The sequence below is a fragment of the Halorubrum sp. C191 genome (assembly GCF_002727095.1).
Classification (GTDB): domain Archaea; phylum Halobacteriota; class Halobacteria; order Halobacteriales; family Haloferacaceae; genus Halorubrum; species Halorubrum ezzemoulense.
Genome location: NZ_NHNZ01000005.1, coordinates 1 through 9,605, shown reverse-complemented (window position 1 = coordinate 9,605; position 9,605 = coordinate 1). Strand labels below are relative to the sequence as shown.

Below are 9,605 nucleotides of genomic sequence, written 5' to 3'. Positions count from 1 at the left end.
CGGGAGCTCACACGGAAGTGCATCATCCATAACCTGACGCAGGCGGCGAGTTAAGGCTCGCCGCCTGCTCCCTTTCTCCGGACGTATCCGGGAGAGGCATCGCCGTCGTCACCTGATCAAGGGAGCAAGGTACCATAGTTTTGACCCTTTGACGACCACCGCCAGCGGCAGCTACTGCATCTTCTGAGTGTAAGAACCACTCTTTGACGCCGTGAAACCGTGAGTTATTGACCCTACCCCGACGCAGTCTTGCGTTCAACAAGGCAACGAGTAACCGACCCGATTCCGGTAGTGTGAGCTGGCTTGGTCACGCTGAAAGCCGCTGGCGTCGATCGACGCGGTGCCTGAGAGCCCCGCCTGCTCCGCGGAGGCGCGGAGCAGGCGGCGCAGTTCTTTCATTGGGAATTCATCGTCCCAGACACTGAAAGATGTGTAATCCGGCGATGAGTCAAGATCAAACACACTGAGAATTCCCGGCATCTCGTTGAGATAGTCTTCGAGCCTCCGAAGCGGCTTGTTGATCTCCTCTTTGAGCAGAAGGAGCGCGATTTTGGTGGACTTGGCGTACCCGTTGTCGCCGTCGGCGACAGCGGGTACGTCTGGTTGTTCAACATGGTTCGTGGCGAATTCGTGAAACGTCTGTGCGAGGGTCTTGAGACGTCCCATATCGCCCGACGGCGTCCAAATCCCGTGAAATCAGCGATACGATCCGCAGACGGCGCCGGCGTTCAACGGAGCATTCTTGAGCGATGGCGTCGTTGAGGAACTCACTGAACAGCGAGGCTACATTAGTATTGATTGGGTCGATCGGGCAGACACGACGGTCTGGATCACTCTCGTGGGAGCCCTCCAACCCGGAGTACGAGTTCACGATGGACCGCGTGCTGGGGAAATCATGGATCGGGTCCATCAACGGCTGGCACAACTGGAACAAACAGATCCCGACAAATTGCGGAAGACCGATTCGGAACTCCCTGCTGTCGCTGTGATGCTTTTAGGTTCCACTTCCCATGAGTCGATTGGGATACTGATGGACGATCGGCATGCTGAACAGACGATCTCTAGTGTGATAGAGAATACGTACTACGAAGGGCGCGTTCGAGTGTTCAGTATCTGGGATGCGATACAGTATTTCGAATCACATACTTCCTGAGCAGTCTTCACGGGCCTCTTCGACGGCCTATTCAAGATCGTCTGGATCGCCTTTCTCACTCAGCGCTGTGAGTTCGCTGTAGTACTGTTCGATCTGTTCGGGTTTGACCGAGACGACCCGCTCGTCAACCACGCAATCCGTCCTCCGCTATCCGATCGATAACCGTACGCTGGTGCCGACGAAGCGTCTCACGCTGCTCGTCAAATTCCGCCTCAATGTCTCTCTTGAATTGCTCGAAAGCCCGTGTATCACCACAGAGCAGGTCGCCATTTACAGGCTGTCGAGGCGAATGCCACGGGGCTTGACCCCGTGGATGAAGCCGACAACTCGTCAACCAAATCATTAAGCTGAAACACAGCAATAATCGGGGTACAGCGATGTGGTACGACTACCGCTTCCGCGCTTACCCTGACCGAACAGGTGTGACTGCGGAAGTGGAACGCCACATCGACATCCACCGGCAAGCCTACAACCACACTCGCTACGAATACAACACCCTTGACACCGGCGAGGACAACATCGGTTCGACGTACCAACACCAGAAACGACTCACCGAGTGGAAAGACGGATGGCCCGTCTTCAAAGAAGTCCACTCGAAGGCGTTACAGAAGACTGTCGAACGCTTCTACGACAACCTCTCGAACCTTTCCGAGAAGAAGCAGAACGGGCACAACGTCGGGTGGCTCAAGTGGAAGTCACCGCCAGAGTACCAGAGCATGACGTACTCGCAGTCCGGCTTCGAACTCAAAAACACGAGTGGCCGACACGCGACACTCTGGCTCTCGAAAATCGGTGACATCCCCATCCGCTACCACCGAACCATCCCCGACAACGCCACCATCAAAGAAGTCACTCTGAAAAAGGAGACGACCGGTGAGTGGTACGTCACGTTCGGTCTTGAAGTCGAAGACACCGCACTCCCGGAAAAACCCGACGTGGACGACTTGGGTGCTGAGGACTGCGTAGGCATCGACCTTGGCATCACCAACTACATCTACACCAGCGATGGCGACAGCGTGGACTGGCTCGACGTTTCCGACGAGTACGACCGCTTGCGTCGGGAACAGCGTAGTCTCTCCCGGAAAGAACACGGGAGCAACAACTGGGAGACCCAACGCCGAGAGGTCGCTAAGGTCAAGCGTCGAATCAAGCGGAAGGTTGAGGACTTCCAGCACAAACTCACGACGTGGCTCGTCAAGACGTATGACGCCGTGTTTGTCGAGGAGTTGAACGTTTCGGGGATACTTCAACAGCGCGGGAACGCTCGGAACAAGCAGGATGCTGCGTGGCGTGGGTTCATCGAGATGTTGGAGTACAAGGGCGAGCTGCACGGCACGCACGTCGTCCAGGTGAACCCGCGTGGTACGACGAAAGAATGCGCTGAGTGTGGTGTTGAGACTGAGAAGCCGTTGTGGGTGCGCGAACACAACTGTCCAAGTTGTGGGTTTGAGGTGGACAGGGATGCGAATGCGTCGTACAACGTTCTTTCTCGCGGTCTTCAGGAGTTAGGTCTGGGACAGGCCGAAGTCACGCTCGTGGAGACTGCGACCGATGTGGAAACTGACGGAGGGCAGTCTTCGTCGGTTCCTGCAAGTCGCGTCATCGAAACGGGAAGCCTCGGGGCTTGACCCCGAGGCGGTTCACGTCTCCCTCCCACAGTTCGTGGGGAGCGTCAGGTGTGGTCATGTGTATCAGCGACTACAGGCTCTAGTGATAAAATACTTTCTTAGAAATAACTAATATTTGGTACTCTAGCTGAAGTCGTAGTCAGTGTCGCGAGCGTCGACATACTCGCCGTTGCCCGTCCGATCGGGCACATAACACGGTCCGTGATTCGGCCCATTGAAGACGGGCGCCTCAATATCCAGCCCGCTCCGACGGTGAACGAGCAGCGGTAGTCGGTCACGCAAGTTTTCGATGCGCGGTTCCCGCCGTGCGTGGAGCGTGCCACCCGGCGGCCGGCGTTCGGTGAGCGGCGGGAGCCGGTCCTTGAAGAGATCCTGTTCGGTCAGAATCCGCACGTCGAGGCGCTGTGCCAACTGCCATGCGCTCGCCGTGACGCGGCGGGCGACAGCAAGCACGGGCAGTGCTCGCGCGAGAGCGGCCCGGAGCGCGACGGCTTCGACAGCGTCCCGCTGGACCGGCGCTTGGTGCCAGTCTTTACACTCGACAACGAGGAAGTCGGTCGGCTCCCCACGCAGTCTGTCTCGGCGGGCGATCACGTCGGTTTCGAGCCCGAAACAGTACTCGTTGCGGGCAGTTCTGTACCCCCACCGGTCGAGTGCGTCGGCCACCTGGGTTTCGAGCCACCGGCCGTTGGTTGGATCGTGATCTGGGTCTTCGCTGTCGGGCGTGCCGACCGTGTCGATGTTGGCTGTGAGATCGAGGGTGTTGTTACTCATCGGTTGGATCCTCAAGGGTGTCTGCGGCGGCTGCGCGCTCGGCTGCTTGTTCGAGTGCGGTCGCGACTGTTTGGGCTTCGCTCGGCGTGAGCACGGCGTAGGTGACTTCGTGATCATCACCGAAGCCGAGGAGGACACGCGAGCCCTCGGTGACTTCGGTGCGGTCGGTGCTAACTTGGATGGACCCATCTGTCGCTGTCGGGCGGTCGTATCTGATGACGGTCTCCAGATCGAGTGATTGGTCACTCATTGGTTGGTCCTCGTGAGCGAGCGCTGTGGCTGTTGGTGTGACGTTGCGACTGCTGTCGTCGGGTAGGCTGTGGCTGCCATTGTCTCGTTGGCGTGGGTGTCTCGGCTGTCTGGTGGGTACTTGTCGGTGCGGTGCGACTGCGGGCATTCGTGGCGCAGATTCATCGGATACGTAGTGTGTGGGGTGGCCCCGTTCGGGGTGGTGATACGCAGCGTGGGTTGGGGGTGGTGGCGTCCCCGCTTGGTCTCGATCGGGTGCTGTTGCCCGGTTGGTGGAAGCGGGTCGCGATGCGTCACCAGCGGTATTGTCGTACCCCTGTTTGGTGGGAGCCACGCCGTCACGGGTGGCGTTCGCGACGTGAGTGTGGCTGTGGTCGTCCACCGGCGATGGCCATCTATCTGGACGGGACGAACGCGATCGAGTTCGCGAACGTCACTCAGTCGGCGATCATAGCTGCTCGCGGAGATGTCTGCGCGGTCGAGGAGCTCGCTGCGGCCGATCGGCGTGTCGGCCCGCAGTAGGGCGGCGTACAGCTTCGTCGCCGTCGGCGTGAGATCCGGCCGGAAGCGCTCGGGTGGGAGCGTGGCCGCCGCGCGTTCGACCGCGGCAGGGGTTGGGTTGGGTGACTCGTTCAGCGCTCGCTGAAGGCTCACCACGACATCGTACGGACACGCTCCGTGGGTGTCCGACGGGCCGAACGAGCGGAGACAGCGCCGCACGAGCCGCTGGCGCTCGCGGGGTGTCCACTGTACGTCGTGGGTCATCGCGGCCTCTTCTAGCACCCGCCGGATGGCGGGGTACGTCGTCGCGTCTCGAACGGGGATCGCGAGGGTGGGTGCGTCTTCAGTTCCGTCGGCGATCGCCTCGCGGACCGTCGTGAGTTCCTGTTCGAGGGTCGTGGTGATCTCGTCGTGGAGTGCGGTGATTGTCGGGCCCGCAAGCACCCACGACATCGTGAGATCGAGTTGGGTGTTGGGCTCCACGTCGTAGGGAAGTCGCCGGCACAGCTTTGCGGGGCGCTCTTCGAACAGCATCCGATACCCTGAATGGATCCCGTAGACAGACTGTTTGGGAACAGTCTTGCTGAGAAACTCACAGAGATTCTCGAGTCGGGTGGGGTTCCGCGCAACTGCGTCGGTATCCGGGAGTCTGATCGTAGCGGTGAGATCGATACCCGCCGCGTGGTACAGGTGGGTCGCCGACGCGACGAGCCCGTGGAGGGCTTCGAAGAGCTCGCTCCGAGCGGCCGTGTCGTCGCTGTCCGTAAGCGCCGCGAGTCGGGCAAGCTGCGTGTCACGAACCGTTTCGACGCGCTGACGCCACGCCGTGTAGGTCGTTTCGTCCTCGCTGAACCACCCGACTTGATGGCCGCGACGAAGCGTTCGCCCCGGATCGCGGTCGGTGACGCCGTCGTGGATCGCGGTGAAGTCGCGACCGACTCGCGATGGGGTGAGGATCTTGCTCAGCGCTTTGTCGCTGAGTAAGGCAGCCGCGAGACGTCCCAACGTAACCAGGGGGCCACCCCACTGGCTGACGACGAGCGCCGTTTCGGCGTGGTGGCTGAGATAGGTGACCCGACCGTCGTCGAACGGGGCTGGCTGATCGTCGACGAGCGTGATGCCCGTCTCGTGGGCTGGAACGGTGAAGCGCCGGTGGATCGACTGCGTCTCGGGGGATTCCTCGGGGCCGGTCAGCCACTGGACGTAGTCGGCGTCGCCATCCGGATCACCAGTCGCCGCGATCCATTCATCAATCCCGGTCGGGGTGGTTCCCGGCTGGCCCTCCCGGCGGGGAGACACTGTACTTGTAGCGTCGTGAGGGGTGTCAGTAAGACGGGCATCCAGCTGGCGCTGGTTCGGATGGATGAGTTCGTCGTTGGCGTCGAGACACTGGCTGACGGCCGTGTCGCCACGTTCGGAGAGCGAGACTGTGTTGTGCTGGCCGCGACGGTCGACCGTGACGAGGCCACGATCTTCGAGATCGAGCACGTACCGGCTGACGGTTCCCGTCTCGATATCGATCGCGTGATCTTCTTCCAGATCGCGGTAGCTCCGCTCTTGTTCGGTGTCGAGATTCCCGAGGAGACGCCGTTTCCCCGGTGTGCTGGCGAGCCCGTTGAGTGCCGCCCACGCGGAGTGGGTGTCGTCCGCGGCCGCTGGTTGGCTTGGAGTGCGGCGGTGATCTCGGTGGGACCGATCCCGGTCGCCAGTAAGACCGAGATGGATCTCGCTCCACGCTGGGTACCGACGGGTCAGCTCACGCTGGAGCGCCGGCGACGCGACGACGCGCACGTCGAACCCATCGGCTAGGACGGCGATCGCCGCGAGCGCTCGAACGCCAGTCCGACGGTCCGTGAGGTCCGTCCATGTCTCTCCATCGAGGAACAGCGTGAGCGTCTGTGGGTGATCGTCGAGTTCGCGGTGGAGTGCGACCGGTCCCTTCGCGAGCGCGCCAAGGTCACCGTTGACCGGCCCGCGTCCCGTCCCGACGGACTCGACAGTGTCGGTGAGGTCGGTGTACCGCCGCCGGTGGTACGCAGAGAGGGACTCAACGTCTTCTTCGGCGTACGTGAGCGCAAGCGTCGCGATGGCGTGCGTGTAGCTGACCGCCTCGGCGGTGTCGTCACCCCACGTGTCCGTTGTGGTGTTCCACTCCGGGAGTGTCGTCGAGAGGATCGCTGCGCTGGCTCGAAACGGGTTCTCGGTGGTGGCGTGGCGGCGGACGGTCCGCTGACTCCGTGGACGGAGCTTCGTGAGAAGCTCCGGTACCCACTCGGTCAGCCGCGGGGAGACCGCTGTACAGACGATCCCGGCAGCGGACGCGTTCGAGTCGCTGGCGATGAGTCGCACCCCGCGCTCAGGGGCCGCTGGGTGGCGTGTCGTCACCAGCGATCACCGTACCGTCTGTCGCCGGCGACACTGGTGAGCCCCTGGCGGCGACCCATTACCGATGCGCGGATCTTTTCCGGCGACCCGCATCACTCGCCTCGCTCCTGATGTCCGCCGTCCGATCGAGCGCGTTCCCGAACCGCGATCAGGAGCGGCGTCGGGTCCCGCTGTCTCGTCTGTTTGGGCTCGCGCTCAGTTGGAGTGTCCGGATGGACGTGTGGGTCGGCCGTCGTCGTCGGACTCGTGACGACGACAGTCGGATCGAGCAGGACGTACGTTGTCGACTGGGTACGCGCGTCCGCACATGTTCCGATATGGCCGGTGACGACGTGTTCGCGAACGCCGCGCGTGAAGATGGTCGGATGCGTGTGGCAATCGCCCTCGCACATGATGTAGCCGATCTCGTACGCCGGCTCGCCCGCCGCCCGGTAGGCGTAGGCGGTGATGTCGTCGCCCTCACGGACGGTCTGCCCGCAGACCTGACACGCGAGATAGTCTGTGTTGAGGGGAATGCGTTCGAGTCGGCGGGTGTCCCCGATTAGCGGCTGGTTGCTGGCCATCAGCTGTGCTCCTCCTCAGTAGTATCGCCACGATGGCCGGCTTGCCATGCTTGGCGGCCGGACAGCGCGCGGCGACCGTGTTCGGTGAGGCGGTACTCGGCAGTTCGCTCATCGTGTGTCTGCTTGACGACGAGGTCACCCTCGACGAGCGCATCGAGAGTCTGGGCGAGGCGGCCGTGGTCGAGATCCTCGCCGTAGTAGTCGTCGAGTTCTGTTTTTAGTGAGCGTCCGTTGTGAGTGTCATCGTGCGAGAGCGCCCACAGGAGGTCGCGCTGGAACGCGGTACAGTTCGCGAGGTCGCTGACGACGGTGTCTTCGTTCATGCGTCGCCCTCCGCGCAGTTGCGACAGACAGAAACGCCGCGCTGGGCGTCGACGCCCTCAGCCGGCGCTGAACAGAGTGCGCAGGTGCCGTCGGTGTACTTGCTCGATTCGTCGGTCGTCTCGCAGGGCTTAAGCCCTACAGTTGCCAGCATTAGCATGGTTCTGTGATACGGCACAGAACCCAACCCGGTCGGGTGTCCTACCACCGCGACCGGGATCCTACATTTTCTCACTAGCCGAGGGTTCGTCACTCGGGCTCTGTATAAATACAATGTAGTTATGGGAACTTATAGTTTGTGTAGGTTCGTATTAGTTCAAACCATTTCTAATAGGTGTGTTCCAAACAGAGATTGTTCTATGAGGCGCTCTGGTGATTGGATGGTGCTGGTAGACGACAGGGTGCTCGAATATCTACGTGAGAAAGAGACTGGATCCCCTACAGAAATGATGAATGAAGGACCAATTCGATATTCGAGCCAGTACATCGGACGTCGCTGTAAGAAACTAGAAGAGGAAGAATTGGTTCGCCATCTTGGAAACGGCGTTTATGCCATTACAAAAGATGGAGAAGCATATCTTGAAGGCCGCTTAGATACGGAAAATTAAAACTAAATTGACAGAGATTGAAGAGATATTTCTAGATTCTGATATAAGCCGGAATTGTGCTGAAACAGGGATTCGTCAAATCCTCGCTACAGTTACAACGCCGTTTGGACCGTGATCTGGAGTAGTTGTGGGAGCAATACGCTGATCGCAATTTGGCTCCACATTGTGAACGTTGCCGGATAAACGCGTGTGTCTCGCACTTCTTTCAGCCGCCGTCGCGCATCGTCCAATTTGTCTTGATCGACAACTTTCGAGTTGTTAATATCGTACGGATTCTCAATTGCTTGATGAAGTTCTGTCTCCAGTTCGCGAATTCGTCGCTCCTTCTTTTTCGACATGAGCTGGTGGATTGTGTACATCGAATAGCCAATCGAGAGAAGGCCAACAAACCACGCTGTCGAAAAGAAAACCAACTCAAACAGGCCGGGCACGTAGCCGTCCACCGAAAGCAGTACTGGCCCGTAGACGAGGAGAAAGAACAAGATCAGTCCAGCCGTATAAATATAGTACGACCGCTTCAGGAGCTGGCCAACCGCAGCAAACCCACCCATGTTGCGCGGATCATAAAAGAACAGATTGAATTCGGTCTTTTTGATCCGACGTGGCAATAAGAAGTGAATCCCGTAGTAGGTGAACGCAAACTCAATGATGACCGGGAGGAATACAAACTCCCACGTAAAGAGAAAATTTATTGCTGTCACTTGGTTTGGAACTCCGACGTTGAGAATAGTATTCGCGTATAGCACAACGACGGCGCAGAGATAGATGATGACCTTTGTTCGCCAACTAAATATCCGCTGAAATTGGTTGATGTCGGCCGTATCAACACGGTCCTGTGCTCGGAGCGCGGCAAGTGCCTCCTCGTAACCGCTCGACATATACCGGACCCCATAGACCCCTAAGAATACCGCCGCATACCCGGCAGCGGTGTTTGGGGTCTCAATCAGGATGTGGGTCCCGCCGGTAGCGTGTACGTAGACCTGGAGGACTGCCAGATCAAGTACACTGAACGCCCCAACGAATAGATACGGTGGGTAGATATCCCGCCCAGGGAGTGCTGTTGAAAGACGTGAAAAGCCACACAACGCTGCGATATATTCGATGAGATTTTTCTCATCTTTAGCTTCAAAATTTCCTGACATGGTGAGGTCGTGACGTACGTACAGCTTAGTTCTATTGCTAACTCTTATGTACGTGTTTACCCCGAGGTCTCGACAGCCGGCACAGCGTGAGCCCGTGAGATAACCTCATTATTGCTGACGACTCGACGAAGTTCTTCGTATGGATTGCGTCCCTGCTGGCGCCACGTCGCCAGCAGGGACAAGACCGTCTCGTGAACGAACATTCCTCGGTCATTACGGAGCGTTCCGATGATTTTCCGGAGAACCACTGGCTCACGGAGTGCGTTCTCTGCGGCATTGTT

At 59.3% G+C, this 9,605-nt stretch carries 9 protein-coding genes and 2 pseudogenes; 2 read left to right on the top strand and 9 right to left on the bottom strand.

Features of this window, described 5'->3' with window-relative positions; all coding sequences use genetic code 11:
• Nucleotides 1-267: 267 nt before the first annotated feature.
• Nucleotides 268-666 (bottom strand): annotated as a pseudogene (locus Z052_RS00265) (IS5/IS1182 family transposase); the annotation flags it as partial.
• 864 nt (nucleotides 667-1,530) lie between these two features.
• On the opposite strand from Z052_RS00265, the gene Z052_RS00245 reads away from it, so the two are divergent.
• The gene (locus Z052_RS00245; RefSeq protein ID WP_099288472.1) at nucleotides 1,531-2,781 is read left to right on the top strand and encodes an RNA-guided endonuclease TnpB family protein; all 1,251 of its coding nucleotides are present in this window, start codon (nucleotides 1,531-1,533) and stop codon (nucleotides 2,779-2,781) included.
• 123 nt (nucleotides 2,782-2,904) lie between these two features.
• Here the strand turns inward: Z052_RS00245 and Z052_RS00240 are convergent, their stop codons facing one another.
• The 6 genes from Z052_RS00240 to Z052_RS20690 all read right to left on the bottom strand — a co-directional run bounded on the left by Z052_RS00240 (nucleotide 2,905) and on the right by Z052_RS20690 (nucleotide 7,728).
• Entirely contained in the window at nucleotides 2,905-3,555 is a 651-nt protein-coding gene (locus Z052_RS00240) for a restriction endonuclease (RefSeq protein WP_099288470.1), read from the bottom strand.
• Complete coding sequence (locus Z052_RS00235) at nucleotides 3,548-3,805, bottom strand: hypothetical protein (protein WP_099288468.1); 258 nt, start codon at nucleotides 3,803-3,805, stop codon at nucleotides 3,548-3,550. The genes Z052_RS00240 and Z052_RS00235 overlap by 8 nt, the downstream gene beginning before the upstream one ends.
• Nucleotides 3,802-6,690: a helix-turn-helix transcriptional regulator gene (locus tag Z052_RS00230; protein ID WP_099288466.1), complete on the bottom strand. Its 2,889-nt coding sequence runs from the start codon at nucleotides 6,688-6,690 to the stop codon at nucleotides 3,802-3,804. The genes Z052_RS00235 and Z052_RS00230 overlap by 4 nt, the downstream gene beginning before the upstream one ends.
• Before the next feature lie 92 nt (nucleotides 6,691-6,782).
• Complete coding sequence (locus tag Z052_RS00225) at nucleotides 6,783-7,253, bottom strand: hypothetical protein (protein WP_099288464.1); 471 nt, start codon at nucleotides 7,251-7,253, stop codon at nucleotides 6,783-6,785.
• Nucleotides 7,253-7,576: a helix-turn-helix transcriptional regulator gene (locus tag Z052_RS00220; protein WP_099288462.1), complete on the bottom strand. Its 324-nt coding sequence runs from the start codon at nucleotides 7,574-7,576 to the stop codon at nucleotides 7,253-7,255. The genes Z052_RS00225 and Z052_RS00220 overlap by 1 nt, the downstream gene beginning before the upstream one ends.
• A complete protein-coding gene (locus Z052_RS20690) occupies nucleotides 7,573-7,728 on the bottom strand; it encodes a hypothetical protein (protein ID WP_206746938.1) in 156 nt (51 codons plus the stop codon). Before Z052_RS20690 ends, Z052_RS00220 begins: the two co-directional genes overlap by 4 nt.
• Nucleotides 7,729-7,933: 205 nt before the next feature.
• On the opposite strand from Z052_RS20690, the gene Z052_RS00215 reads away from it, so the two are divergent.
• A complete protein-coding gene (locus tag Z052_RS00215; protein WP_099288460.1) occupies nucleotides 7,934-8,182 on the top strand; it encodes a winged helix-turn-helix domain-containing protein in 249 nt (82 codons plus the stop codon).
• 92 nt (nucleotides 8,183-8,274) lie between these two features.
• On the opposite strand, the gene Z052_RS00210 is transcribed toward Z052_RS00215, so the two are convergent.
• A complete protein-coding gene (locus Z052_RS00210; protein WP_144049937.1) occupies nucleotides 8,275-9,324 on the bottom strand; it encodes a hypothetical protein in 1,050 nt (349 codons plus the stop codon).
• Between the two features lie 56 nt (nucleotides 9,325-9,380).
• Nucleotides 9,381-9,605 (bottom strand): annotated as a pseudogene (locus Z052_RS00205) (IS66 family transposase); the annotation flags it as partial.

Coding starts and splice junctions, on each gene's coding strand:
- Z052_RS20690 (WP_206746938.1), bottom strand. CDS start 7,728: ATGCTGGCAACTGTAGGGCTTAAGCCCTGCGAGACGACCGACGAATCG.
- Z052_RS00215 (WP_099288460.1), top strand. CDS start 7,934: ATGAGGCGCTCTGGTGATTGGATGGTGCTGGTAGACGACAGGGTGCTC.
- Z052_RS00235 (WP_099288468.1), bottom strand. CDS start 3,805: ATGAGTGACCAATCACTCGATCTGGAGACCGTCATCAGATACGACCGC.
- Z052_RS00245 (WP_099288472.1), top strand. CDS start 1,531: ATGTGGTACGACTACCGCTTCCGCGCTTACCCTGACCGAACAGGTGTG.
- Z052_RS00240 (WP_099288470.1), bottom strand. CDS start 3,555: ATGAGTAACAACACCCTCGATCTCACAGCCAACATCGACACGGTCGGC.
- Z052_RS00220 (WP_099288462.1), bottom strand. CDS start 7,576: ATGAACGAAGACACCGTCGTCAGCGACCTCGCGAACTGTACCGCGTTC.
- Z052_RS00225 (WP_099288464.1), bottom strand. CDS start 7,253: ATGGCCAGCAACCAGCCGCTAATCGGGGACACCCGCCGACTCGAACGC.
- Z052_RS00210 (WP_144049937.1), bottom strand. CDS start 9,324: ATGTCAGGAAATTTTGAAGCTAAAGATGAGAAAAATCTCATCGAATAT.